Source organism: Bacillus sp. FSL K6-2861, assembly GCF_038630725.1.
GTDB classification, from domain to species: domain Bacteria; phylum Bacillota; class Bacilli; order Bacillales; family Bacillaceae; genus Bacillus; species Bacillus velezensis.
Genome location: NZ_CP152037.1, coordinates 559,907 through 584,585 on the forward strand (window position 1 = coordinate 559,907; position 24,679 = coordinate 584,585).

At 44.5% G+C, this 24,679-nt stretch carries 27 protein-coding genes and 1 riboswitch; of the genes, 16 read left to right on the plus strand and 11 right to left on the minus strand.

The annotated features are described in order from the left end of the window. Positions 1–18: 18 nt before the first annotated feature. Complete coding sequence (locus NYE62_RS02775) at positions 19–546, minus strand: DinB family protein (RefSeq protein WP_233162018.1); 528 nt, start codon at positions 544–546, stop codon at positions 19–21. Positions 547–740: 194 nt separating this feature from the next. Here NYE62_RS02775 and NYE62_RS02780 point away from each other — a divergent pair, with 194 nt between their 5' ends. The 8 genes from NYE62_RS02780 (at position 741) to NYE62_RS02815 (ending at position 7,346) form a co-directional block, all read left to right on the plus strand. Beyond that, positions 741–986 carry a dihydrodipicolinate synthase family protein gene (locus NYE62_RS02780; RefSeq protein WP_233162020.1) on the plus strand — a complete coding sequence of 82 codons (246 nt, stop codon included), beginning with the start codon at positions 741–743 and terminating at the stop codon, positions 984–986. 252 nt (positions 987–1,238) lie between these two features. Further along, a complete protein-coding gene (locus tag NYE62_RS02785; protein WP_040238516.1) occupies positions 1,239–1,619 on the plus strand; it encodes a hypothetical protein in 381 nt (126 codons plus the stop codon). A gap of 87 nt (positions 1,620–1,706) precedes the next feature. After that, positions 1,707–1,810: riboswitch (TPP riboswitch) on the plus strand. Positions 1,811–1,887: 77 nt separating this feature from the next. Beyond that, positions 1,888–2,352: a hypothetical protein gene (locus NYE62_RS02790; RefSeq protein ID WP_012116917.1), complete on the plus strand. Its 465-nt coding sequence runs from the start codon at positions 1,888–1,890 to the stop codon at positions 2,350–2,352. Then, positions 2,349–3,359, plus strand: a complete 1,011-nt coding sequence (locus NYE62_RS02795; protein ID WP_342497216.1) for a thymidylate synthase — start codon at positions 2,349–2,351, stop codon at positions 3,357–3,359. Before NYE62_RS02790 ends, NYE62_RS02795 begins: the two co-directional genes overlap by 4 nt. Continuing rightward, positions 3,356–4,114: a methyltransferase domain-containing protein gene (locus tag NYE62_RS02800; RefSeq protein WP_342497217.1), complete on the plus strand. Its 759-nt coding sequence runs from the start codon at positions 3,356–3,358 to the stop codon at positions 4,112–4,114. The genes NYE62_RS02795 and NYE62_RS02800 overlap by 4 nt, the downstream gene beginning before the upstream one ends. A gap of 14 nt (positions 4,115–4,128) precedes the next feature. Beyond that, complete coding sequence (gene thiD / locus NYE62_RS02805) at positions 4,129–4,947, plus strand: bifunctional hydroxymethylpyrimidine kinase/phosphomethylpyrimidine kinase (protein ID WP_040238514.1); 819 nt, start codon at positions 4,129–4,131, stop codon at positions 4,945–4,947. Between the two features lie 8 nt (positions 4,948–4,955). After that, positions 4,956–6,194 (plus strand): HAD-IIA family hydrolase, encoded by a 1,239-nt coding sequence (locus NYE62_RS02810; RefSeq protein WP_015416907.1) that lies wholly within the window; start codon positions 4,956–4,958, stop codon positions 6,192–6,194. A gap of 189 nt (positions 6,195–6,383) precedes the next feature. Further along, entirely contained in the window at positions 6,384–7,346 is a 963-nt protein-coding gene (locus NYE62_RS02815) for an arsenic resistance protein (RefSeq protein ID WP_342497218.1), read from the plus strand. A gap of 58 nt (positions 7,347–7,404) precedes the next feature. Here NYE62_RS02815 and NYE62_RS02820 read toward each other — a convergent pair whose 3' ends face one another. Beyond that, positions 7,405–8,454 carry an NAD(P)-dependent alcohol dehydrogenase gene (locus NYE62_RS02820; RefSeq protein ID WP_251257293.1) on the minus strand — a complete coding sequence of 350 codons (1,050 nt, stop codon included), beginning with the start codon at positions 8,452–8,454 and terminating at the stop codon, positions 7,405–7,407. 159 nt (positions 8,455–8,613) lie between these two features. On the opposite strand from NYE62_RS02820, the gene NYE62_RS02825 reads away from it, so the two are divergent. Both NYE62_RS02825 and NYE62_RS02830 read left to right on the plus strand, forming a co-directional pair. Next, positions 8,614–9,018: a MerR family transcriptional regulator gene (locus NYE62_RS02825; protein WP_251257292.1), complete on the plus strand. Its 405-nt coding sequence runs from the start codon at positions 8,614–8,616 to the stop codon at positions 9,016–9,018. 223 nt (positions 9,019–9,241) lie between these two features. After that, positions 9,242–10,531 carry a Na+/H+ antiporter NhaC family protein gene (locus tag NYE62_RS02830; RefSeq protein ID WP_199022385.1) on the plus strand — a complete coding sequence of 430 codons (1,290 nt, stop codon included), beginning with the start codon at positions 9,242–9,244 and terminating at the stop codon, positions 10,529–10,531. Positions 10,532–10,561: 30 nt separating this feature from the next. Here NYE62_RS02830 and NYE62_RS02835 read toward each other — a convergent pair whose 3' ends face one another. Continuing rightward, positions 10,562–11,944, minus strand: a complete 1,383-nt coding sequence (locus NYE62_RS02835; RefSeq protein ID WP_199022386.1) for a PLP-dependent aminotransferase family protein — start codon at positions 11,942–11,944, stop codon at positions 10,562–10,564. Positions 11,945–12,061: 117 nt separating this feature from the next. Here NYE62_RS02835 and NYE62_RS02840 point away from each other — a divergent pair, with 117 nt between their 5' ends. After that, entirely contained in the window at positions 12,062–12,682 is a 621-nt protein-coding gene (locus tag NYE62_RS02840) for an FMN-binding negative transcriptional regulator (RefSeq protein ID WP_199022387.1), read from the plus strand. A 36-nt stretch (positions 12,683–12,718) separates the two neighbouring features. Here NYE62_RS02840 and NYE62_RS02845 read toward each other — a convergent pair whose 3' ends face one another. Together NYE62_RS02845 and NYE62_RS02850 are read right to left on the minus strand one after the other, a co-directional pair. After that, positions 12,719–13,081 carry a hypothetical protein gene (locus tag NYE62_RS02845; RefSeq protein ID WP_040238506.1) on the minus strand — a complete coding sequence of 121 codons (363 nt, stop codon included), beginning with the start codon at positions 13,079–13,081 and terminating at the stop codon, positions 12,719–12,721. A gap of 197 nt (positions 13,082–13,278) precedes the next feature. Beyond that, positions 13,279–14,469 carry an MFS transporter gene (locus NYE62_RS02850; RefSeq protein ID WP_040238504.1) on the minus strand — a complete coding sequence of 397 codons (1,191 nt, stop codon included), beginning with the start codon at positions 14,467–14,469 and terminating at the stop codon, positions 13,279–13,281. 258 nt (positions 14,470–14,727) lie between these two features. Here NYE62_RS02850 and NYE62_RS02855 point away from each other — a divergent pair, with 258 nt between their 5' ends. Beyond that, positions 14,728–15,306: a TetR/AcrR family transcriptional regulator gene (locus tag NYE62_RS02855; protein ID WP_021495037.1), complete on the plus strand. Its 579-nt coding sequence runs from the start codon at positions 14,728–14,730 to the stop codon at positions 15,304–15,306. Positions 15,307–15,383: 77 nt separating this feature from the next. Here the strand turns inward: NYE62_RS02855 and NYE62_RS02860 are convergent, their stop codons facing one another. Continuing rightward, positions 15,384–16,268, minus strand: a complete 885-nt coding sequence (locus tag NYE62_RS02860; protein WP_015416914.1) for a DMT family transporter — start codon at positions 16,266–16,268, stop codon at positions 15,384–15,386. 126 nt (positions 16,269–16,394) lie between these two features. Between NYE62_RS02860 and NYE62_RS02865 the strand changes: the two genes are divergently transcribed. Continuing rightward, positions 16,395–17,783, plus strand: a complete 1,389-nt coding sequence (locus NYE62_RS02865) for a PLP-dependent aminotransferase family protein (RefSeq protein WP_241457930.1) — start codon at positions 16,395–16,397, stop codon at positions 17,781–17,783. A 65-nt stretch (positions 17,784–17,848) separates the two neighbouring features. Here the strand turns inward: NYE62_RS02865 and NYE62_RS02870 are convergent, their stop codons facing one another. From NYE62_RS02870 to NYE62_RS02890, 5 genes are read right to left on the minus strand one after another with little or no spacing between them, the layout of a single operon-like run. Further along, positions 17,849–18,148 (minus strand): spore coat protein, encoded by a 300-nt coding sequence (locus NYE62_RS02870; protein ID WP_014417026.1) that lies wholly within the window; start codon positions 18,146–18,148, stop codon positions 17,849–17,851. A gap of 15 nt (positions 18,149–18,163) precedes the next feature. After that, positions 18,164–18,361, minus strand: a complete 198-nt coding sequence (locus tag NYE62_RS02875) for a hypothetical protein (protein WP_015416916.1) — start codon at positions 18,359–18,361, stop codon at positions 18,164–18,166. Between the two features lie 18 nt (positions 18,362–18,379). After that, entirely contained in the window at positions 18,380–19,516 is a 1,137-nt protein-coding gene (locus tag NYE62_RS02880; protein ID WP_014417028.1) for a zinc-dependent alcohol dehydrogenase, read from the minus strand. Positions 19,517–19,534: 18 nt separating this feature from the next. Next, entirely contained in the window at positions 19,535–19,903 is a 369-nt protein-coding gene (locus tag NYE62_RS02885) for a spore coat protein (RefSeq protein WP_003156070.1), read from the minus strand. A gap of 17 nt (positions 19,904–19,920) precedes the next feature. Further along, a complete protein-coding gene (locus NYE62_RS02890) occupies positions 19,921–20,166 on the minus strand; it encodes a spore gernimation protein GerQ (protein ID WP_342497219.1) in 246 nt (81 codons plus the stop codon). Between the two features lie 397 nt (positions 20,167–20,563). Between NYE62_RS02890 and NYE62_RS02895 the strand changes: the two genes are divergently transcribed. The 3 genes from NYE62_RS02895 (at position 20,564) to NYE62_RS02905 (ending at position 24,661) form a co-directional block, all read left to right on the plus strand. Continuing rightward, entirely contained in the window at positions 20,564–21,781 is a 1,218-nt protein-coding gene (locus tag NYE62_RS02895) for a sensor histidine kinase (protein ID WP_342497220.1), read from the plus strand. Then, the gene (locus tag NYE62_RS02900) at positions 21,774–22,409 is read left to right on the plus strand and encodes a response regulator transcription factor (protein WP_040238492.1); all 636 of its coding nucleotides are present in this window, start codon (positions 21,774–21,776) and stop codon (positions 22,407–22,409) included. Before NYE62_RS02895 ends, NYE62_RS02900 begins: the two co-directional genes overlap by 8 nt. A gap of 98 nt (positions 22,410–22,507) precedes the next feature. After that, positions 22,508–24,661 (plus strand): MMPL family transporter, encoded by a 2,154-nt coding sequence (locus tag NYE62_RS02905; protein ID WP_342497221.1) that lies wholly within the window; start codon positions 22,508–22,510, stop codon positions 24,659–24,661. The last annotated feature ends 18 nt before the right edge of the window (positions 24,662–24,679 follow it).

Here is a 24,679-nt window from a genome sequence, read left to right on the forward strand (position 1 = left end):
CTCCTCCTATAATCGGCTTTAACAGCCAAGTTTCTGTTTCTCTTCAAACCATTTGCGAAGCTGATTAATATGAGCTTGATGATATCTATTATGGTCTGCCATATGCCATATTCCCCATTGAATGGTTGCTTGTTTTTCAGCTTCATAATCTACTGTGTGATTCAGTTGATCGTCAGTTAACTGATAACAAACAGACTTAAACATGCTGAATACTTTTTCATAATCAGTGAGAATTTGTTTTAATGAAACACCGGAAATGAAAGGGATCTTATTGTTCTGATCTAACATTGGTCCATACTTCTCTTCAAGCTGCTTTGGTATCGGTTCACCCTTTATTCTGAATATCCAGTTGAGATCAACATATGCTAAGTGTCTTATTAGCTGAGCTGTACTATTGTATGTTTGATTTGGTCCTTTATAATCGACCTCCTGCTGTGACATGTCTGACACAATGGATATTAAGCGGCTGTAATTTTCATTAACGGCAGAATACAGCATTCCCACAAGATGATCCATGTGCGGTTCACCTTTTAAATCTAAAATCATAAATCCCACCTCATTAGTACAATTTTTATATTTAGTTTGCCTTATTACTCTTATTTGTCAAGCAATCCAGAGAATGAATCGCTATAGGATGAAGCGATGAAGCAGGCTCTCTTTCCTTTTTTGTGTGTCAGCCTTTACATCTGACATGTTGAGTTATCTGAAACTGTACTTTTTTAAATGTCAGACAGTGTTATATGATACTCTGCAGATATTCAAGAATAGTACTTGGAGGTCATTCTCATGCAAATTTTATTGCTATCCCTACGCCTTTTCATGAAGATGAACGTTTATATTCAGCAGGATTTGATCTTATTGTCGAACACTTGAAAAACAGCGGTATCCATTCGTTACTCATATGCGGCACGACTGGTGAACAGCATCCACTCAGCATAGATGAGCGCCTTCAGATCATTGAGTATGTTAATCAGCGAAAAATTTGAAGATGTTGAACTGATATTCGGGGTTTCAGCCGTAAGAACCAGTGATGCCGTCAAACTGATGAAACACATCGAGAAAACCAATATTGATTCTGTACGGATTGTTTTTCCTCCTGATATAAGACCGACACAGCAGCAAGCCGTTTATTACGTTATTCATTCATCAATTGACTTCATATTATTTCATTTGATAACATAAAATGGTTATCGTCTTAAAAAAAAGGATACCCGTTTTTATAAAAAGGAGTCATAACGTTGCTGAAAAGGCTTTTTCTTGTTTTTCTTACGCTGATAATGTCTATATTTGCTGTATTCGCGGCTGCTGAAGAGTCTCCCGGCGATCGTGTCATTTCTTTTGACGAGCCTATGATTTTATTGATCTCACTCGGAATCATCTTATGTTTGTTCATTCCTCCATTCGTCATGTCCTTTTTTGGCAGTTTGGTTGTGAGAATCATATCCGGAGTCTATCAATGTTTTATCGTCCTCACGTTTGCGGGGCTCATTCCGATTGGATTTCTGATCCCCAATGGCTTTTTGACAATTCTTGCTGCCGTACTGGGGACTTTGGTCAGTTTAGCCAGTGTTGTGGTCACCTTATTCGTTGGCAGGAAAAAAGAGGCCGGAAGGTTTTAAAACTAGTGGGTAAGCTGCAATATTGAAGGGAAAGTCATTGTTTGACTATTTATATGGAATAGCATAGAATTAAAGTAAATATTTATAAAAAGTCACTAGGGGAGCTTTAATAGCTGAGAAGAGACAATACGTCCTGACCCTTTGAACCTGATTTGGTTAATACCAGCGTAGGGAAGTGAAAAATTAGAGAGATTCTTTATCTTATCTATATTTAAGCCACTTTCCATAGAGGAAAGTGGCTTTATTTATTTTGAAAGGGTGATATGAAGTGGCGACTAAAAAAGTTTTTCTGGCAGGGCCTTTTAAAAGTTTAGTAGATGAGAAAACTGGATTGATGAGTACGTATGAGAGGGGAAAGCTGGAATCATTAATTTCCTTTTTTGAGAATGAAGGATGGCTGGTTCATAATGCTCACAAGCGGGAAGGGTGGGGGAAAGATTTCATGACACCCCTTCAATGCACTAAAATTGATTTTGATGAAATAAGTACTTGCGACCTTTTTGCAGCATTTCCCGGATCACCCGCTTCTCCTGGAACACATATAGAGATTGGATGGGCTTCCGCCTTGAAAAAAAAGATCGTGCTATTTCTAGAAAAGGACAAGGATTATGCTTTCTTAATTCAAGGGTTACATGCAGTGGCGGATGTTGAGTACATCAGCTATAAAGATACAGATGATTTATTAGAGAACATTAAAAATATCTTTGCAGCATATAAGGCGGAATCTCAATGAGAAAGAGAACTTTTCATGAAGCATATACGGAAACGCTGTATGACATCTATCACAACCCTGAATTTTTTAATTCACCGCGCGGACAAAAAAGCAGAGAACAATTGAACTACCATCTGACTCTGGAAAATCCAATAGAACGTGTCACTTATTTATCCTCAAGAAAAACCAATATCGTGTTTAATTTTGCTGAAGTGCTATGGTATTTATCGGGGAGTAACGACTTAGATTTTATCAGTTATTACAATAAAAAAATGCCTTCATACTCAATGAATAAAAAAACATTAACAGGCACTGCGTACGGGCCTAAAATATTCGAATTCGGAAATGCAAAACTAAATCAATGGAATAGAATAAAAAATCTTTTGACACAAGAAGATATTGATTCAAAAAGGGCATTTATTCAAATATTCGATGCTTCGGAACTCTTCGTTTTAGAAAATATAGATGTTTCCTGCACAATCGGTTTGCAGTTTTTTGTGAGGGAAGGCGAATTATACATGTCTTCTGTCATGCGTGCAAATGATGCTTTTCGCGGGATGATCAGTGATCTTTTCTCATTTACCTTCATGCAGGAATTAATGGCCAGAGAACTGCGTGTAGAAGTCGGAGAATATTTTCATAATGCGGGATCAATCCATATTTATGATTCAGATCATGAATGGGCGAAAACGGTGCTTGAAGAAGCTGAAAATCACCATGATATTCCGGAATTTGAATTCCCGAAAATGCCTGAGGGAAATAACTGGCCGTCCATTGAAATAGTCTTAAAGTACGAAGAATTACTTAGGAAAGATCAAATTTCTATGACAAAAAACGATATTGAAATGCTTGATTTACCTGATTACTGGAAACAGATTCTTTTCCTTTTCAGTATATACCAGCATATTGCATATAAACGTGATATGGATCATTCTCTATTTCAAAGTTTACTTCCTATATATCAATTTTTCGTCAGGAATAAGTGGCTTCATTATTTCTCAACTGAGCAAAAGGAGGAAATTCAATGAAAACTTCATGGAAAGAAGACAGTGTTGCTGGTAAATTCGATGCTTATAACGACGTTTTAGAACAAACGTTAGGTTTTGAGTTTGTTTTTCGTACTTTTGATAAAGCGGAGATTAAAAAGGTGCTCGATTTCGGATGCGGTCCAGGAAAGGTAGCTTATAGGCTGGCTGACAGAATAGGCTGCAATGTGATCGCAGTCGATGAATCAAGGAAGATGTTAGATATAGCAAAGGCAAAAAGACAACATCCTCATGTGGACTATCATTTAATTGAACACGATAATCTTTCCTTCTTACCAGATCACTCAGTTGATGCTGCAATGGCCTGTTATGTTTTTATTAATACGGATAGTGACCAGCGTATCAAAGGTATCATAGATGAAATTTTTCGTGTGTTAAAACCAGGAGCTTCATTTGTCATACTCGATACGAATCCTGATTCAACCGGAATTGAATTTTCAACCTTCCGCAATGGAATATCGGGGAAAGAATATTCTTACGGAGAAGAAAGAAATGAATGGCTCCATGTTCCCGGACAAGCAGATTTAATTTTAAATGATTTTCATTGGCCGAAGTCAATGTATTATAAACTATTAACTCTTGCAGGTTTTGAAAATGTAACTTTATCAGAACCAACGTTAAACGATATTGACCAAGAGCATGTAAAAGCCATAGAGAAAGAGTTTCAATTTAATAATTGGAAATGTGAAAAGGAATATCCGCCTTTTGTCATTTTTAAAGCAGTGAAACCTGCCTGAAGGAGGAGTGTAAGTTGACGGATATTTATAAAGCCCTTTCGATTGCTGGGACTGATCCTTCCGGAGGGGCGGGAATTCACGCAGATTTAAAAACATTTCAGGAACAAAAGGTATATGGAATGGCAGTTATTACATCAGTTGTTGCACAAAACACACTTGGTGTGAAAAGTTTTGAGGAGATGTCTCTTCAGAATATATCTCAGCAAATAGACTGTGTCATGGATGATATAAAACCGGATGCTGTCAAAACCGGTATGCTTGCAAGTATAGGAATTATTGAATTGCTGGCAGAAAAGTTAAAAGAGGCAAATATTCAATCGTATGTGATGGATCCGGTTATGATTGCTAAAAGCGGACATCATCTGCTCCATAAGGACGCCATTGATCATTTGAAGAAATTATTAATACCCCAAACAACTGTTATTACACCGAACATTCCGGAAGCGGAAGTAATCATCGGCAAATCAATCGAGACTGTACAGCAGATGCGTGATGCGGCGAAAGAAATAGTGGAGGTATACGGGGCAAAAAGTGCTGTCGTAAAAGGGGGGCACCTGAACGGAGAAGCCCGTGATATTTTGTACTTTGACGAGGACTTCGGGGAATTTGTTTCTCCCCGCTTTGACACAAAGCATACTCATGGAACAGGCTGTACGTTTTCAGCTGTGATAACTGCAGAGCTGGCAAAGCAGCACAGCATACCGGAATCAGTGGCAACTGGAAAGGAATTCATTTCAGCAGCCATTAAACATCCCTTAGGAATCGGGAAAGGACAAGGCCCTACAAATCATTTTGCGTATCGCTCAACTATTAACCAAGAGACAACCGCTTAAGGAGTGTTATGATGATCTCCGAGAATTATGATGTATTTTTATTTGATTTAGACGGAGTGATATATATAGGAGATAAAGCTTTACCAGGAGCTGTGGCCTCTTTAAAACGACTCCGTGAAGAAAAGAAAGCCATTCGCTTTTTAACGAATGATCCTTGTGTTACAAGAGAAACGATTGTGAAACGCCTTCATAAACTGGGGATTTCAGCAAGTATTGATGAAGTGTTTACTGCGGGGTGGGCAACAGCTGATTACCTTGTCAGTGAAGGAATAAAGAAGGCATATATATTGGGAAATGACCAACTTAAAAGTGAAATTCAAAAGGCCGGTATTGATCTTACGGAAGATCAGGCGGAGGCTGTTGTCATTGGATGGGATCAAAATATTACATTTCAGGATGTGCATAAGGCAGTAAACCTCATCCGCTGCGGGGCTTCATTTATCGCTGCAAACGGGGATAAAACATTTCCTGCCGCTAACGGACCAGCTCCCGCGACAGGCGCTATAGTCGCGGCTGTTAAAACAGCAGCTGCTAAAGAGCCGATTATAATTGGAAAACCGGCGTCTTCAATATTTGAAAAAGTACTCGAGTCTTTTGAAGATAAAGAGAGATGCGTTATGATTGGGGATACGCCTGAAACAGATATTGTCGGAGCAAACCAAATAGGCATCACTTCCGTATTAGTTTCTGAACAAAATACTTTATTTCCTGCAAAACATGATTTTAGAAATCCGGATGTTGTGATCCGCGATCTGAAAGACTTGTTCGATAATGAAATAAAGGCAGAAGTACGGAAAAAACCGGATTTCCAATGGACAGAACAAGTGAAAGCCGGAGTCGCTGGAATTATAATTAAAGAATCAAGTTCCGTTTTATTAATGAAGCGTGCTGATAATGGTTTATGGGGCATTCCTTCAGGACATGTGGAACCTGGTGAAACAGTTGAACAAGCAATTATAAGAGAAATAGAAGAGGAAACTGGATTAGTGGTGAAAGTCTCTAAAATGATAGGCGTTTATTCTGATCCGAGTTCACAAACCTTTATATACCCTGACGGCAGAGTCAGCCATTTTATTACCAATTGTTTTCAATGTGACGTCATCGGCGGCACTTTGAAAAAGTCCACAGAGGAAGCTATGGAAATCAGATATTTTGATATCCATGAATTACCTGAACATCTCTTGCCGATGCACCCGAGATGGCTGGATGATGCTTTGGAAATGAAAGAGAATGCTTTTATTCGATAAGGAACAGTATGTCAAAAATATTTTTTTGGGAGTTATTTACAAGGATTAACGGTTTTCATCCCGTTTTTCTCGGCCGCGTTCCAAAAACACCAAGTGTCACAGACCCTTGGTGTTTTTTAATTCCGGCAGAACCATAATGCAAGAGCGGCAGAAAAGAAGGTATAATGGGCGGGGAAGAGGTGTCAGCCAATGAAAATAACCAGAGAGACATTAGAAAAACAGCAAATTTGGATATATGGTGTGACTCTTGTAATCGGCGGAATAGCGGGGATCGCCGGAAAAGATTCAGGACTTCGCTGGGGATGGACGATATCACCGCTTATCGCTGTTCTCATGTATGCCATGTTTGCCCAAATCCCATTCTTGAAGCTGAAGGAAGCCATGTCAAACCTCAAATTTATGGCGGCTTTATTGATCGGTAATTTCTTAGCTGTACCTGTCGTTGTATGGGTGTTAACCGCCATTTTTCCTCAATCTCCTCCTATATTATTAGGGGTTTGTTTGGTATTGCTTACACCTTGTATTGATTACGTCATCGTCTTTACTCAGCTCGGCAAAGGAAATGAGAGATTAATACTGGCTTCCACGCCGGTTTTGTTCGCCGTTCAGATGGTATTGCTTCCGTTATACCTGTGGCTGTTTATCGGGAAAGAAGTGATAGGGGCTGTTCATGCGGGACCGTTTCTGGAAGCATTCTTATTGTTAATAGCAGTGCCGCTGCTGGCGGCGGTGATGACTCAATTATGGGCTGATAAGAAGCCGGCGGGAGAAAAGATGTTAGAGTGGACGGCGTGGCTGCCTGTTCCTTTTATGGCTCTGCTCTTACTGGCGGTCGTCGCCACACAAATCGGAAAGGTCATCAGTGATGCTGGCATCATTATACGTGTGATTCCGATCTATCTGTTATTCCTGCTCATTATGCCGTTTGTCTCCCGGTTTATTGCATATGCGTTCCGTCTGGATACAGGTGAAGGAAGAGCATTGATCTTCAGCACGGGCACAAGAAATTCTCTCGCAGTCCTTCCGTTGGCGCTGGCTCTGCCGGATGCTTGGGCCTCATTAGCCGCCGCTGTTATCGTCACACAGACGATCGTTGAATTGATAGGCGAATTGGTTTACATAAAAGCGGTGCCCGGATGGCTGCTGAAATAAAAAATAATTTGAACTGAAAAAAACATACCAACAAATATTGGTATGTTTTTTATGTCGATTATAAAGTTGAAATATCAATGACGAAACGGTAGCGGACATCGCTTTGGAGAACCCGTTCGTACGCTTCGTCAACTTGATTGGCCGGTATCACCTCAATTTTAGGAGCAATGCCGTGCTCGGCGGCGAAATCAAGCATCTCCTGAGTCTGCGGAATACCGCCGACGAGTGAACCCGCAATGCTGCGGCGGCCCGTGATTAAGGAGAACACACTGTATGAGTCCGGCTTAGCGGGCGCTCCCACATTTACCAATGTACCGTCAATGCGAATCAGGGATAAGTAGGCATCTACGTCAAGGTTCGCGGATACTGTATTTAAAATAAGATCAAATCGTCCGGCCAGCTCAGTAAATGTATCCGGATCGCTTGTTGCAAAGTAATGATCGGCTCCAAATTCAAGCGCTTCGTCTTTTTTGTTCATTGAGCGGCTGAGGACGGTGACCTCTGCGCCTAAAGCGTGCGCAAATTGAACGGCTAAATGTCCGAGCCCGCCCATTCCGACAATTGCCACTTTTTTGCCGGGGCCGGCATTCCAGTGTTTCAGCGGAGAATAGGTGGTAATGCCCGCGCACAATAGCGGGCTGGCAGCATCCAAATCCAGCTGATCCGGAATCCGGACAACGAATCTGTCAGTGACAACTATTTTCTGGCTGTAGCCGCCATACGTAGGGTTTCCGTCGTAGTCCAGGTTATTATAAGTCTGAACAACGCCTTTTGTGCAATATTGTTCGTCTCCGTTCAGGCAGTATTCACATTCCCCGCAGGAGTCTACAAAACAGCCGACACCCACACGGTCGCCGACGGCAAATGTGGTGACTTCTTCACCCACGGCTTCCACAACTCCGGCAATTTCGTGTCCGGGAACCATCGGAAAGATTCCGCCGCCCCATTCATCGAATGCACTGTGGATGTCTGAGTGACAAATCCCGCTGTACTTAATATCAATCAGGATATCGTGCGGCCGTAATGCTCTTCTCTCAATCGTTGTCCGCTCAAATTTAGCTTTTGCATGCGGAGCGCTTAATACACGAGTCGGATGATTATTGCACATGGTTATCTTCCTTTCCAAGATAAAGTGATGAATCCTCTGTTCGATTTTACTTTAAATGTTAAAGCGGACTTTAAGTCAAGGAGTTTGGTTTATTTTTTTATGAAATGATATTCTATAATGGCACGCTTATGAAAGGTATGAAGGACGGGTGGTAAAAATATGAAGATTGCGCAGGCTGCAAAGCAGGTTGAGTTATCAGCCGCAACGCTTAGGTATTATGAAAGTATAGGACTGATTCCTCCGGTAAAACGCGATGAAAGCGGCATCCGCAATTATGACGAAGATGATGTGAATTGGATTCAATTTATAAAATGCATGAGAAGTGCCGGGCTGTCGATTGAGGCGCTGATTGAATATACCGCTTTATTTATTGAAGGAGCCGATCATACGATCGAACCCCGAAAAAACATCCTGATAAATGAAAGGAAAAGGCTGACGGAGAAACAGAGGGAAATTGATGAAACCATAAAACGATTAAACAGGAAGATTGAGGATTACGAAGATATCCTTGAAAATGAAGCGAAACTTAAAAACAGATTGAAAGCTGAATGTATTTCTGAATGAAGAGAAGGTGTCCCGGACGCGGGGCCGCATGAAATGTACCAAGGGAAACGAGCCTTGGTTTTTTTATTTTCTAAAGAGTGGAAACAAAACAGCCTTTTCTATCTTATCAATCATTACTTATCCTTTTTTCAGCTTGACTTTTTTACTGCAGACTTTTAAAGTGTGAAATGTTGCTTAGACTGTGATTAGCGACTTTAATGCTGAAAAGAGGTGGTTTACCCAGATGAACAATAAAAAGAACCCTTGGGCGTTATTGCCTTTAGTCTTATTCGTAGGGCTTTTTGTCGGCTCTGGTCTGGTGACCGGAGATTTTTATAAATTGCCGATCTTGATTGCCGCGATCATTGCGTCAGCTTTTGCGCTGTTATTTAACCGGAAGAAATCGCTCAATCAAAAAATAGAATGGTTCGCTTCCGGTGCGGGACATCCTGATATTATCATTATGGTTTTGATTTTTATATTGGCAGGTGCCTTTGCTTCAGCGGCTGAAGCGATGGGGGCGGTGCATTCAACTGTCAATCTTGCTTTGAGCGTTATTCCGCAGCAGTTTTTGCTGCCGGGGCTGTTTATCATTGCTTGTTTTATTTCTATATCGATGGGAACATCAATGGGCACGATTGCGGCGGTTGCGCCGATCAGCGCGGGTTTGAGCGGAGAGCTTGGCATCTCCGGCGCGATTACGATGGCGGCTGTGGTCGGCGGAGCTATGTTCGGAGATAATCTTTCTTTTATTTCTGATACGACCATCGCGTCAGTCCGGACGCAAAAAACACAAATGATGGATAAATTCAAAACGAACTTTCTGATTGTTTTGCCTGCTGCCATTGTGACTGTTATTATCTTATTTTTTATTCCGGCAGGCCACGCCGGCCATACGGGTGCTGAATCTTACAACTGGATTAAGGTGCTTCCTTATGTCGCCGTGTTGGTTTTTGCGTTAATCGGTATTAATGTGATGGCTGTCATATTCGGCGGATTGGTTTTGACGGGAATCATCGGATTAGCGGGCGGCAGCCTGACGCTTGACTCTTATTTTAAGGCGATTACGGATGGAATTGCCGGAATGAGCGATCTGATCATCCTGTCCATGCTGATCGGCGGGATGGTCGGCGTGATGAAACAAAACGGCGGGATCGACTTTTTACTGGAGTTCATCACGAAACGAATCCGTTCGAAAAAAGGCGCCGAAGCCGGCATTGCCGGACTGGTCAGCGTGACGAATCTGGCTGCGGCCAATAATACGATCTCCATTATCGCAGCCGGGCCGATTGCAAAGAATATCGCTGATAAATTCAACATCGACAACAGAAAATCGGCAAGTATTCTGGATATCTTTTCGTGTATGATACAAGGATTGATTCCTTACGGCGCGCAGCTGTTATCAGCCGGAAAATTCGGGAATATTTCACCAGTCAGCATCCTGCCATACTCTTTCTATCCCGTTTTAATCGGAATCTGTGGCATCGCCGCCATCATATTTGGACTGCCGAAATTCACAAGAAATACGAAATAAAAAAAGGCGCCGTTCGGCGCCTTTTTTCTTTCATGACAGCCAAGCATTTCTCAAAAGCTGTACGCCCTGTGTGATCTGATCAGTATCGAGATGAGCGAAACCTAGCTTTATGATCGGCGGTTCGGGTTTTTCGGCAACGAAATAAACGGCGGTAGGATATACCTTCACTCCGTACTGAAAAGCGCGTTCGATTAATGTTTCTTCTGTATAGTTCAGGTGAACTCTCACCAATATATACAATCCCGACTGCTCGCCGATGATCGTCACATGATCGCCGAACTGCTGCTTTACATGTGAAATCAAGTGCTGCATTTTTCGCCTGTAAACAATGCGCATGCGCTTAATATGGCGGGTCCATTCACCGGCCTTCATCAATTCAGCCATGGTCAGCTGGTTAAGCGAAGAAGCGGTGCTTTCGAAATGAATAAACCGTTCTTTATACCGGCGCAAAAGGCGCTGCGGCAAAACCATATAGCTTATGCGGATGCCCGGAAGAAAGGATTTTGAGAAATTCCCTAAATAAATCACCCGGTCTGATTGAATGGAAGCAAGAGCGGGAAACGGCTGCTGTGTATAACGGAATTCACTGTCATAATCATCCTCAAGAATATAACCCTCTCTATGATTCACCCAATTGATCAGCGTTTGGCGCTGCTGAATGGACATGCTTACGCCGTAAGGGCTGTGATGGGATGGGGTCACATAGATTAATTTTTCTTTCATTGCATGTAATTGAGAAAAATCAGCTCCGTTTTCATAGACAGGCATCGTTTCCAGAGAAAGCCCGTGAAATTGAAAAGCCGCTCTGGCACCGTCAAATCCGGGGTCTTCAACGATCATTCCCGAAAAATCTTCTTTCAGAATCCGGCTGAGATATATCAGCATCTGCTGCGTGCTGCTGCCGATGATAATGGAATCCGCATCTGTTTTCACTCCGCGGGATTCCAAGAGATAAGCGGCAATTTGTTCACGCAGGTCTCTCTCGCCGAACGGTTCACCGTACAGGAAGCTTTTCTCTGATGTCAAAACTTGATTGTATAATTTTCTCCATGTTTTCAGAGGAAAATGCTTTTGATCGACGGCTCCGGCGCGAAAGTCAATCAGGACCGGCTGAGTTGATTCGGTTTTTTCAGCGTGGACAACATCGTTTTCTTTTTGAAATAAAGAAGGTTCTACTTCATTTACAAAATAACCTTTGCGTGTTTCTCCGCGAATGTATCCCTCCGCTAAAAGAAGATCATAAGCCATCAGCGTTGTATTACGGCTTACCCGCAGGGAATCTGCCAGCTCCCGAATCGAAGGCAGCCGCTCATCTGCCTGAATATTTCCCTGCTCAATCAATGTTTTAAATTGTTCGTAAATTTGTTTGTATTTCGGGGTGTCGCTTTCGAAAGCGAAAATCATATTTTTCATCAGATGTTCTCCTCTGACATGTGTATTTATTCCTAACTGTACCTTTTTAAATGTCAGTTGATATCTTATTATAACGGAAAGCGCTTTATCAATCCATGTTCGAGAGGAGAGTTTTGTATGTATATTCCCGCTCCATTTCAGCTGAGTGAAGCTGAAGCGTGCAATGTCATCAAAGAGTATGGTTTCGCAGCATTGTTTTCAACGGCGGAAGGCATGCCGTATGCAACCCACCTGCCATTGATGATGAGTAAGAATAACGAATGCTTATACGGTCATTTTGCATTGCCGAACCCCCAATGGAAAGAGATTGATGGCCAAAACGTGTTAGCCGTTTTTCAAGGGCCTCATTGTTATATCTCACCTAAATGGTATGAGACGAATCAGGCTGTACCCACTTGGAATTATGTGGCGGTTCATGTTTACGGAGAGGCGGAGCTTTTGGATGAGGAAGAAACCGTGCAGTCGATGAGTGATCTCGTATTGAAATACGAAAGCCCCGACAGCCCGTACAAATTAGAGGATGTCGATGCGAAATTGCTGGCAGGCATGAACAAAGGGGTAAAAGGCTTTAAAATCAAAATCAGCAAAATAGAGGGGAAAGCAAAGCTGAGTCAAAATCATTCAGCTGCAAGACAAGGGCTGGTCGTACAACAGCTCAAACAGATTCCTCATACAAATGAACAGCTCATTTCCGGCTTGATGGAAGAAAACATCAAACGGATCACTGCGAACAACTGACAAGCATGTTAAAAACATACCGGCAGCATGCGCAGGTTATGAAGCTTTTCTCAGGATGAATAACGACTCAAACAGCACATAAATCAATGGCGCCATTAAAATGAAGAAAGAATGAAAAATAGCATACGGTATGAGTAAGTAAACGATAAGTTTCAATAGAATGGTAGACGGTTTATTGAATGTCCAGCGGTTCTTCAAGATATCAGTCATACAAGCTAAAACAAGGCCGACCGTCAAATATCCGGCTGCGATGTAAAGATAAATAAAAAGGTAAAACGGGTAAGAAGACAACGGCGGTGTGTCTTCCTGTGTCAATTTTAAACCCACATAAAAGACCAATAAAAAGCAAACGGACGAAACGAGAGCTAACAAAAGGTGTTTATATAAATACTTCTTCATGTGTTTCACCTGCCTATGGCGCAATTATTTCTTAACATATTATGACATGGTTTTACCGTTTCTGCTATGTGAGCGGGGCGTAAAGAATCAATATCATCTTTTTATGAATCCGGATTTTTTGTTCGGATGGATGTAAAGAAGAATACATCAAAAAAAGCTGTCAGCTTGGTTCTGACGGCTTATTTTTGGTGAATGGCTTATTTCTCCGTGGTGAAATAAAGCAATGCGATGACCGGAAAAGCGATTCCAATCCATAATGTGATACTCCACCCGCCTGAGGCGTATGCCCATCCTCCGATTGATGATCCTACAGCGCCGCCCAGAAAGAAGATGGCCATAAATAATCCGTTTAATCGGCTGCGAAATTCAGGTGCCAACGAAAAAATAGCACGCTGACTGAGTACCAGATTGGCAGATACACCCATATCCAACAGGATAGCTGCGGCCACCAGAACTGCTATGCCGACGTGGGAGCTGCTTTGAATCATGAGCGGGAGTAATAAAGAAACGATGACAGCACCGAGAGCGATTCCGGTGGCAAGCCGGGTCAGGCCGCGATCAGCCAGACGGCCGCCTATCGGTGCAGCCGCTGCACCTGCAATGCCCGCTAATGCGTACAGCGCGATTGCCTTTTGAGAAAAATGAAAAGCAGGACCGGACAATAATAAAGGTACAGTCGTCCAGAACAGGCTGAAAGCGCCAAATACAAACGCATGATAAATGGCACGGCGGCGTAAGACCGGAGTCGTGCGCAGCAGCTTCCACATTGAGCCGAGTAAGACGGTATAGCTTGTGTTTGCTGTTGGTTTTCTGACAGGAAGCACTTTTGATAAGACGATTGCCAGGACAACACTTAACGCGGCGGATAAAGCAAATATGGCATTCCACCCCCATATATCAGCGACCAGACTGGATATCGGACGGGAAAGCATAATACCGAGCAGCAGGCCGCTCATGACATTGCCGACAACCCGGCCGCGTGCGGCGTCCGGTGCAAGGTATGATGCGAACGGAACTAGCACTTGGGCTGCGATGGATCCCAGTCCGATGAAAAACGCAGCGGCTAAAAACAGTGTTCCATGCTTCGCAAATGCTGTCAGTGTCAAAGCGGCTGCGCTTAGAAGGAGCGATACAACGACAAGTTTTTTGTTTTCGATAATGTCTCCCAAAGGGACGAGAAACAGTAAGCCGGCAACGTATCCGATTTGAGTCAGTGTGACAATCAGTCCGGCGCTGCTTGGAGAAAGCCCGATTGCCGCACTAATGATTCCTGCCAAGGGCTGTGCATAATAAAGATTAGCGACAATGATTCCGCATGCAGTTGCGAGTAGAAGGGTTAAACCAGCTGAAATTCCCTGATCTGCTGTCTGTTTGTTTTCTTTAGCCATATGAATGAACTCCTTTTTAAGTGGTTTTTATGATGCTTGATAAATGATTTGCTGATTCATCTCCTTTACGCAGAGGCTTTAGGAGTCTGCATTTCATCATGACTTCCCTCAGGTTACTTTGTAAACTAAACGTTTAGTTTTATTATAAACAAATAATATACTAAACGTTCAGTTTTGTAAATGGGTTTCTGTTTTCTTTTTTTATACAGGTTAAGTATACTGAACGTATCGTTTATAATTCGGGAAGGAATGATTCATGTGCAGAGTAAACGAGGACGGCCGCGCGATGAAGGAACACATAAGGCGATTCTTTCTGCAGCCTATGATCTATTGTTGGAAAATGGCTTTGACGCGGTGACAGTCGATAAAATTGCTGAGCGTGCCAAAGTAAGTAAGGCAACGATTTATAAATGGTGGTCAAACAAGGCTGCCGTTATCATGGACAGCTTTCTTTCGACCGCTACGGACAGACTGCCTGTGCCCGATACAGGATCAACAGTGCAAGATATATTGACCCACGCCACGAATTTAGCAAGGTTTTTGACGAGCCGGGAAGGAACCGTTATTAAGGAATTAATCGGTGCGGGGCAGCTGGATGCAAAATTGGCGGAAGAATATCGCACGCGATTTTTCCAGCCCCGCCGCCTCCAAGCGAAAGGCCTTCTGGAAAAGGGAATTCAAAAAGGTGAATTAAGAGAGAATCTTGATATTGACGTAAGCATCGATCTCATTTACGGACCGATTTTCTATCGTCTGTTGATCACAGGTGATGAGGTGAATGATTCCTATGTGCATGATCTGGTGATGAGTGCGTTTAAGGGAGTTCAGCCTGCCTGAAAAATACCCGGATCATGTGAAAGAGATACAGACTTCTGCTCCCTATGGGCGGAATATAATGAAAAGGCCGAACAAGTTCATTGTTCGGCCTTTTCTGATTGATTTGCGAACCGCCGGGCGGCCGCCACGCAAGCGATAACGCCGGCATTCACCGCCGCAAGTTCCCATCCTGCTTTTTCATGGAGAATCATGGCGGCCAGTAACAGTCCGAAGAAAGGCTGCAGAAGCTGCAGCTGTCCGACCGCGGCGATGCCTCCCTGGGCGAGTCCGCGATACCAGAATACGAAGCCGATCAGCATGCTGAATATTGAGACATATGCAAGACTGAGCAGTGCGGGCGCGCCGATGTTTGACCATGAGTCCGGCATGAAGCAGAAAGACAGGATGAACATAAGGGGAAGCGATAAAACGAGTGCCCAAGAGATCACCTGCCAGTTGCCAAGCCGCCGGGAGAGGCGGGCGCCTTCAGCATAACCGAGACCGCACACGATAATCGAAGCGATCATGTACGTATCACCGAGCGGAGAGGATTCTCCTCCTTGCAGCAGAGCATATCCGGCTACGAGGATGCTGCCGGCAGCCGAGAAAATCCAAAAGACCGGCCTGGGCCGTTCGCCTCCTCGCAGTACGCCGAAGATCGCCGTCGCAAGCGGGAGAAGCCCGATGTAGACAATGGCATGAGCGGATGTGACATGCTGAAGCGCTAAGGCTGTAAGCAGCGGGAAACCGATCACGACGCCGAGCGCTACTGTTATTAGTGAAATGATGTCGCTTTTAGCAGGGCGTTTCTCCTGAAAAATGAGGAGCAGAGCGCCTGCCAATATACCGGCTATCGCGGCGCGGCATACGGTGAGAAAAACCGGGTCAAAGTCCGCTACAGCCAAGCGGGTCGCAGGAAGCGAGCCGCTGAAAATGAGCACGCCGATAAATCCGTTAATCCAGCCGTTTGCGGCTTTCTTCATTCCAATCACTCCAATATATATTTCTAAACCCATTTTCAAAGTTTATAATGACTATAAACTGAAATTGGCCTTATACAAATGGCCAGTTTTTATAAAAAGAAGAATGCCAGTTTGGAGGGAGTAAAAATGGATATCACGCCATTTTTAAATAGAGATCTGAATATTCCGATTTATCAGCAGCTTTATCGGCATTTTAAGGAAAATATGCATCAGGGCCGTCTTCCTAAAGGACTGAAGCTTCCTTCAAAAAGGCTTTTGTCAAGTCAGCTTTCCATCAGTCAGACGACTGTGGAGCGGGCCTATGAACAGCTTGCCGCCGAAGGCTATATTGTCAGTAAGCCGAGAAGCGGATGGTTTGCCGATTATGACTCGGACGCCGTCTATGTGAAAAAGCCGGGCGCTTCGCCTGTTCAAACAAAGGCGAAGGAAGACTGCCAATGGATTGATTTTCACTACGGCACTGTGGATGCCGCTCATTTTCCCTTTTCGGCATGGCGCAAAAGCATGGTTGCAAGCTTAGATCAATACGGGCATGAGCTGTATCGGCCCGGGGATGATTTGGGCGAGCTTGAATTGAGAACGCTCATTTCGGAGTACTTATATCAGTCGCGCGGCGTGAATTGTCTTCCTGAACAAGTGATAGTCGGCGCCGGGAACCCTGCTCTTTTGCAAATGCTGTGCAAAATATTTGAAGTAAATCTATCCATCGGATATGAAGATCCGGGTTATCCGAGAGCGAGGGAGATTTTTAAAGTCAATCACATGAAGATCATTCCGATACCCGTCGATGATGAAGGAGTCTGTATCCGGAAGCTGAATGAAGAGCGGCCGCGTCTTGTATATGTCACGCCTTCTCATCAATTTACGTTAGGAACGATTATGCCGGTAAACAGAAGGATTCAGCTGCTGAAATGGGCGGAGGAACATCAATCGTTCATTATAGAAGATGATTATGACGGAGAATTCAGATACAACGGCCAGCCGATCCCATCATTGCAGGGGCTTGATCAGCATCACCGTGTCATTTATATGGGAACGTTTTCCCAATCTCTGCTTCCTTCGCTGCGCATCAGCTATATGATTCTTCCTTTGCCGCTTATCGAAAAAGGCAGGGAAATCGCTTCTTTATATAAACAGACCGTCTCCTGCCACAGTCAGCTGACGCTGGCTCAATTTATCAAAAGCGGAGAGTGGCAGAAACATATTAACAGAATGAGAAAGCTGTACCGGAAAAAAAGAGCGGTATTATTAGAGGCCGTGCGGCGCGAGCTGGGACAATACGTCAGGATTCGCGGAGAAAATTCCGGGCTGCGGATTTTACTTGACGTTCATCTGCCTTTCAGCGAAAAAGAGCTGATTGAAAAGGCGGAGGAACAAGGCGTCAAAATCTATCCCGTGTCTCTTACCTATCAAAAACAGGTCCCTGAAAAAACAGTTTCTCTCGGTTTCGCGGGGGTTTCTGAAACCGATATACAAGAAGGCATAAAAAAACTGAGAGCCGCCTGGGCGCTGTAAAAGGCAGCTCACAGTTTGAAATACTGAAGCTTGAGTCAGGGGTGCAGTCTCAGCAGCAAAACGATTTATAGGACGGGCAGGCGGAGCGCAGTATCAATATTTTGCAAATTGAGTCGGACTTGTTCATTTGTGTTCCACGGGTGATACCAGCCTTTTTCCATCATATAGCGTGAGATTTGCTCGTGCATGTCAAGGGCTTCTTCTAAGTGCCGGGTGAGGATCGCTTTCACTTCAGGCGTTCCGGCTTCCGTCGCCGCCATCGCATAGTTTCTGACACCGCTTTTTGCCGAATTCAATAAATCCATTGCGACAATTTGGTCTGTCAGTGCATTCATTCCCGTCAAGTATTCAATAATCGGATTCATTCGTCATTCATCTCCTCATTCATGCTGTGCATCAGATAAAATTGAGGCAAATTCCTGCAATTGCCTTGTTGATGTATCCGCATCCTGCTGCATGATTTCTTTCAGCTGCGGATCGGATACGAGCGCTTTCATGGTTTTAGATTTCGTCAGACAAAGTGACTTAAAAGAAGCCATCTCCTGAATTTCAAGTAATTCATGTAAGGCGCTGGTCATTTCTGTAGCCTCCGTTCTCTAAGGTTTGAGTACAACTTTTATGCAATCATCTGTTTTCGTGTCAAACATCTCATAGCCGTGCTTCGCTTCGCTGAGCGGAATGACATGGCTTACAACATCGCCCGGATCAATTTTGCCGGTTGACACCAGTTCAAACATATACGGCATATAGTGGATGACGGGAGCTTGTCCTGATCGGATATTGACGTTTCGCTGCATGATATCGCCAAGGGGAAACCCGTTGTATCTGCCGCCGTACACGCCCGTAATCTGGATCGTTCCGCCTTTTCGCACCGCTTGGGACGCGATGACCAATGCACTCATCGCCCCGCCCTGAAGTTTTAATCCGCTGGCGAGGAACTCAAGGTCTGTCATTTTCCCGTCCATGCCGACGGCGTCAATGACAACGTCGGCGCCGCCTTTGGTGATTTCCTTCAGGTAGCTGCCCGTATTTTCGTGGTCTTCGAAGTTCACGATTTCCACTTTATTCGTCCGTTTCGCATGCTGGAGACGGTAGTTGACATAGTCTACGGCTATTACGCGTTTTGCTCCCTTTAACCAGCAGAATTTTTGAGCGAAAAGGCCCACGGGCCCGCAGCCGAGAACGATAACTGTATCGCCTTCTTTTACGCCGGCATTGTCAACGCTCCAAAAGCCGGTTGTCATCGCATCGGAAATAACACTCAGTTTCTCATCCGGTTCTTCGCATGTTTCGGGAACTTTAAAGTGAGTAAAGTTCGCAAATGGCACGCGTAAATACTCCGCCTGTCCTCCCGGATAGCCGCCGGCATTTCCTGAATAGCCGAAATAAGCGCCTATATCGCCGTTCTCATTTGATTGATCACATTGGCTTTCCAGGTGATTTTTACAATAAACGCATTCTCCGCAGGCGATATTAAAAGGAATAATGACGCGGTCGCCTTTTTTGACTTTCGTCACGCCGGGACCGGTTTCTTCCACGATGCCCATCGGTTCATGGCCGATGATGTAGTCTTCCTGCAAGTTCGGGATGAGTCCGTGGATTAAATGTAAATCTGATCCGCAAATTGCCGTACTTGTGACTTTTATAATCATGTCATCGTGTTTTTCAATCTTCGGATCAGGCACGTCTTTGACAACGACGTTTTTCACTCCTTGATACGTTACGGCCTTCATGCTGTAATACCTCCAGTGTTAGTGTTCATCAGGTGTGCGGTCAAACATCCCTTTTCTGTTTGTTTCAACGGGAAACAGGTTCATATTTCCGACCATGAGGGTATTTTTCGCAGAGAGCTGATCCAATTTATACTGTTCGCTCAGATCATGCGGGTGAAACCACTTTTTGCTGACCATCAAGTCTGTTATCTCCTGATGCATCGCGATTCCCTGCATGAGCTGTTTGCGCAGCAAAGCTCTTACATCAGGTGAAGCGGTTTCTGTTAAAGCGACGGCGGTATTTCTGACGCCTTCTTTGGCGCGTATGAGAAAATCCATTGCGAATGTCATATCCGCAAGTTCAGGGACATGTAATGAATTGATCGGATCTAAATGGTCATGATTCAATGATGCTTACCTTCCTTTCAATTGATGATCGAAGTCGGCCGGTTTTGAGGAACGGGGGCCTGAAACGTTGCCCGTTCATAAACCGCCTGCAGATTAGCAAGGTCTTGAGAGGCTTGCTGAACGTCTTTTTCCATTAACGTTTTCAGATCCTGATCAAACACAAGCCCTTGCATGAGCTTGGATTTCGCGACACAAAGCGTCTTGAAGTTAATGATTTCATGTAAGTCCAGCGACTCGTGAGCCGCTAATTCACGCTTATCCATAATCGTCTGAAACCTCCCTTGTAGAAATACGTAGTTAATTTCCCCTGAGAAAAGAGGTCTAGTCTTACAAATTTTGTTTATCAGAAAAAGCGGAGAGTCAAAAAAAGAGGAGGCACAATCGCTTCCTCTTGTTCACATGGAACGGCTGTTGGTGTCATGAACATTTTTCTGATGCGCGGGCGGTTTTGCCGCGCGGGAGACGAGACCGCTGAAACCCGGGAAAGGTCATAAAAAAGATATGAACAAAAAAGCAGCTTGCGAACAATCCCGCAGGCTGTTTTTTCTTTCACCCGTCATGCAGGAAAGAAGGGGAAGGTGAGAAGCAGGCACTTATGGTATGATGACAAATAGAATAAAACCTCGTGAGGCCGGTCGGCTAAAAGGAAGTGGACAGAGATTGTTTCGTACAAAACATCAAGAAGACTACGTCTCCCGTGACAGACGTTCATTGCATATGCTTGCGCTTCGGGTGCCCGGTCTGGCGTTTATTTTAATGGTATATGCCGCATCAGTCTCTTTGCAGTACATTTATGAAAGCTGGACGGTTTTTTTGCTGCTGTTATTCACGATATTGATCGTCATTTTTACCGTGCTGCACTGGCATTCCCATCGCTGGGTGAAGAAAAAAACGTTTCTTTATTTCATCATACAGGGATTTATCATATATACATCGGCTAACTTGATGACCGGGGGCTATATCGCGGTTGTCGTCGGTCTCTATGCCTTTTTAATCGGGCAGAATATCGGAATGGCGGATAAGGGAAAAACGCTGCTCATACTCTATCTTTTCATTTTAATGTCCATAACAGCCCTGCACCAGGAGCATCCGCATCATCTGCTACGTTTCATCGTTATCGCCGCTCCCATCATGATCGTGATTATCACGTATGCGGCCACATTTTTCGCGCAAGTTGATGAAAAAATAAAAACACAGATGACGCTTGAAAAATTAGAGCTCGCTCACCGGCAAGTGAAACAGCTGACGCTTCAGAATGAAAGGCAGCGGATGGCGAGAGACTTGCACGATACGCTTGCGCAGGGATTGGTCAGCTTGCATATGCAGCTTGAAGCGGTGCATGTTCATCTTTCAAAAGACAACACTGACAGAGCGAAAGACATCATCCGTCAGTCAATGGACAGAGTGAAAGGCACATTGGCTGATGCGCGCTCGGCCATTGACAACCTTCGCAGCACATCAGAAAAGATCGGGTTCTTAAAAGAAAGCATCACTGAACAAATCAACCATTTTACAGAAGCCTCCGGGCTGTCTTGTTTTTTAGATTACAGCGTGCATCATGTGCTTGACGTTCATACGGCGGAGAATTGCCATTACATGATCGGAGAAGGCCTGACAAACGCCGCCAAGCATGCAGAAGCAAAGAATGTCTGGGTATCCGTTCAAGAAGAAAAGGGACAGATCCGCATAACCGTCAAAGATGACGGGAAAGGTTTTGATGCCGGGACAAAAATGAGAAAAAGCGGACATTACGGGCTGCTTGGGATACAAGAACGCGTCAATATGATGAACGGCACTTTCCGTATAACAAGCGCCAGATCAGCGGGAACTCAAATTGAGATCATCATACCAATTCAAGGAGAGGCGGAACATGTATAAAGTGTTAATAGCAGATGACCATCTTGTCGTCAGAGAAGGTCTGAAGCTTTTGATAGAAACAAATGACCATTACACCATAACGGGAGAAGCGGAAAACGGGAAAACCGCCGTCCGCCTCGCAAAGGAATTAAAGCCAGATGTCATTCTCATGGATCTGTACATGCCGGAAATGAGCGGGCTGGAAGCCATTAAACAGATAAAAGAGCATTCTGATGTGCCGATCATTATTTTGACGACCTATAATGAAGATCATCTGATGATAGAAGGCATTGAATCAGGCGCGAACGGTTATCTGCTGAAAGATACAAGCTCAGAAACCTTATTTCATACGATGGATGCGGCGGTCAGGGGAGAAGTGCTTCTGCAGCCGGACATCTTGCGGCGTTTCCGGGAAATGAAAATGGAACGGGCAAATGCCAATGAAACACAGCTGACGGACAAGGAAATCATAGTTCTAGAAGCCGTTGCGCAAGGACATAAAAGCAAAGCGATCGCCTTCGATTTAGGAATCTCAGAGCGGACGGTAAAAGCGAGATTAACATCGATTTATAACAAATTAGGCGCTGATTCGCGGACGGAAGCCGTCACTATTGCCATGCAAAAAGGCATTCTGAAACTGAATATATAATGAAAAACTGCCCAAACGTACATGCCCCTATGTACGTTTTTTTTATGTGAATGTGAACTACAATTAGGCAGAAAGTAATGATTGGAGAGGAGTATTCGATGTCTGGTTTTTTATATAAATTAGGGGGATGGTCTGCCCGCAACCGATTAAAAATGATCAGTGCGTGGCTCGTGATACTGATCGCTTCGATTGTGATCGCCATCTCGTTAAAACCTGCTTTTTCTGAGGATATGTCAATTCCCGACACACCTTCTGAAAAGGCGATGGATATCATTCAAAAAGAATTTTCAAAGGGTCCCGATAAAGGAAGTATACGGGTTATTTTCGGAGCTGAAGACGGGAAGAAATTGACGTCAAAACCGGAAAAACAAGCGATTGAAGAGACATTAAAGAAGATCAAAACAGATCATTCAGTCGCTTCGATTGCAAGTCCTTTTGAGACAGGAACCATTTCTAAAGACGGATCAGTGGCATATGCCGATATTACGTACAAAAAAGCGGCGGATGACATTACGGATGCGTCTGTTTCACATATTAAACACAGTCTGTCCGCCGCAGGAGACAAGGGTCTGCAGACGGAGCTCAGCGGCGATGTGCCGGGGGCCGGTGTTGAAATCGGCGGTGTATCTGAAATTGTCGGCGTTGTGCTGGCATTCGTTGTTCTGGCCATTACGTTTGGTTCATTAGTCATCGCGGGGCTTCCGATTGTCACCGCCCTGATTGGGTTAGGTGTAAGCGTCGCGCTGACGTTAATTGGGACACAGTTCTTTACGATAGCCTCGGTCAGTCTCTCATTATCCGGAATGATCGGACTGGCCGTCGGAATTGATTATGCGCTGTTCATCTTTACGAAGCATCGTCAGTTTTTGGGCGAAGGTGTACAAAAAAATGAATCGATCGCGAAAGCCGCGGGAACGGCAGGCAGCGCTGTCGTTTTTGCGGGACTGACCGTGATCGTCGCGCTTTGCGGATTGACTGTTGTCGGCATTCCGTTCATGTCTGCCATGGGATTGACTGCGGCACTCTGTGTGCTGATGGCTGTATTGGCATCAGTAACGCTGGTGCCTGCGGTGTTGTCAATCGCAGGAAAACGAATGATTCCGAAATCATACAAGAAGAAAGAAAAGAAAAGCGCCGACACGAATGCCTGGGGGCGCTTCGTTACAAAGAAGCCTATTCTGTTAAGCATTTTCAGCATCATTCTTTTAGCCGTCATCAGTCTGCCGGCCATGCATTTAGAGCTGGGGCTGCCTGATGCGGGAATGAAAGCGAAAGACAGCCCGGATCGCCGCGCCTATGATCTGTTGTCTAAAGGATTCGGAGAAGGCTTTAACGGCAAGCTGACAATTGTTGCCGATGCAAAAGGGGTCAAGGGGAACAAAAGTGAAGCATTTCAAGACGCCGTGAAAGAAATGAAGGACTTGCACAATGTGGCGAGCGTCACACCGGCCATGCCGAACGAAAAAGGGGACTATGCCATTATTACGGCAGTGCCTGAAACCGGACCGAATGATAAGGCAACGAAAGAGTTAGTGCAGGATATACGGAAACTGTCAGACAAAAACGGCATCCGCCTGCTCGTCACCGGGTCAACCGCGGTGAACATTGATATTTCAGACCGGTTAAACGATGCGATTCCGGAATTCGCCATTCTCATTGTCGGGTTTGCGTTTGTATTGCTGACCGTTGTTTTCCGCTCGCTTCTCGTGCCGCTTGCCGCCGTCGTCGGCTTTTTGCTGACGATGACCGCTACACTCGGCTTATCGGTATTCGTCCTGCAGGATGGGAATTTCACCGGCTTGCTCAGCATTCCGGAAAAAGGCCCGATTCTCGCCTTCCTGCCTATTTTAGCAATCGGTATTCTTTTCGGGCTGGCGATGGACTATCAAGTATTCCTAGTCAGCAGAATGAGAGAAGAATATGTCAAAACAAAAAATCCGGTACAAGCCATTCATGCCGGATTGAAACATAGCGGACCTGTCGTAACAGCGGCGGGACTGATCATGATTTTTGTCTTTGCGGGATTCATCTTTGCGGGAGAAGCTACGATCAAATCCATGGGCTTGGCAATGACCTTCGGTGTTCTTTTTGATGCGTTCATTGTAAGAATGACCATTATTCCGAGTGCCATGAAGCTGATGGGACATGCGGCCTGGTACTTGCCGAAGTGGCTGGATAAAATCATTCCGAACGTGGATATCGAAGGCCATAAGCTGACACAAGGCAAAACACCGGAGAAACCGGAAGAATAAAATGAAAAAGCAGATCGT

Coding starts and splice junctions, on each gene's coding strand:
- NYE62_RS02860 (WP_015416914.1), bottom strand. CDS start 16,268: ATGAAGAAAGCCGCAAACGGCTGGATTAACGGATTTATCGGCGTGCTC.
- NYE62_RS02840 (WP_199022387.1), top strand. CDS start 12,062: ATGTATATTCCCGCTCCATTTCAGCTGAGTGAAGCTGAAGCGTGCAAT.
- NYE62_RS02795 (WP_342497216.1), top strand. CDS start 2,349: ATGAGAAAGAGAACTTTTCATGAAGCATATACGGAAACGCTGTATGAC.
- NYE62_RS02905 (WP_342497221.1), top strand. CDS start 22,508: ATGTCTGGTTTTTTATATAAATTAGGGGGATGGTCTGCCCGCAACCGA.
- NYE62_RS02820 (WP_251257293.1), bottom strand. CDS start 8,454: ATGTGCAATAATCATCCGACTCGTGTATTAAGCGCTCCGCATGCAAAA.
- NYE62_RS02830 (WP_199022385.1), top strand. CDS start 9,242: ATGAACAATAAAAAGAACCCTTGGGCGTTATTGCCTTTAGTCTTATTC.
- NYE62_RS02900 (WP_040238492.1), top strand. CDS start 21,774: ATGTATAAAGTGTTAATAGCAGATGACCATCTTGTCGTCAGAGAAGGT.
- NYE62_RS02835 (WP_199022386.1), bottom strand. CDS start 11,944: ATGAAAAATATGATTTTCGCTTTCGAAAGCGACACCCCGAAATACAAA.
- NYE62_RS02825 (WP_251257292.1), top strand. CDS start 8,614: ATGAAGATTGCGCAGGCTGCAAAGCAGGTTGAGTTATCAGCCGCAACG.
- NYE62_RS02850 (WP_040238504.1), bottom strand. CDS start 14,469: ATGGCTAAAGAAAACAAACAGACAGCAGATCAGGGAATTTCAGCTGGT.
- NYE62_RS02890 (WP_342497219.1), bottom strand. CDS start 20,166: ATGGATAAGCGTGAATTAGCGGCTCACGAGTCGCTGGACTTACATGAA.
- NYE62_RS02865 (WP_241457930.1), top strand. CDS start 16,395: ATGGATATCACGCCATTTTTAAATAGAGATCTGAATATTCCGATTTAT.
- NYE62_RS02815 (WP_342497218.1), top strand. CDS start 6,384: ATGAAAATAACCAGAGAGACATTAGAAAAACAGCAAATTTGGATATAT.
- NYE62_RS02870 (WP_014417026.1), bottom strand. CDS start 18,148: ATGAATCCGATTATTGAATACTTGACGGGAATGAATGCACTGACAGAC.
- NYE62_RS02810 (WP_015416907.1), top strand. CDS start 4,956: ATGATGATCTCCGAGAATTATGATGTATTTTTATTTGATTTAGACGGA.
- NYE62_RS02875 (WP_015416916.1), bottom strand. CDS start 18,361: ATGACCAGCGCCTTACATGAATTACTTGAAATTCAGGAGATGGCTTCT.
- NYE62_RS02845 (WP_040238506.1), bottom strand. CDS start 13,081: ATGAAGAAGTATTTATATAAACACCTTTTGTTAGCTCTCGTTTCGTCC.
- NYE62_RS02880 (WP_014417028.1), bottom strand. CDS start 19,516: ATGAAGGCCGTAACGTATCAAGGAGTGAAAAACGTCGTTGTCAAAGAC.
- NYE62_RS02780 (WP_233162020.1), top strand. CDS start 741: ATGATACTCTGCAGATATTCAAGAATAGTACTTGGAGGTCATTCTCAT.
- NYE62_RS02775 (WP_233162018.1), bottom strand. CDS start 546: ATGATTTTAGATTTAAAAGGTGAACCGCACATGGATCATCTTGTGGGA.
- NYE62_RS02800 (WP_342497217.1), top strand. CDS start 3,356: ATGAAAACTTCATGGAAAGAAGACAGTGTTGCTGGTAAATTCGATGCT.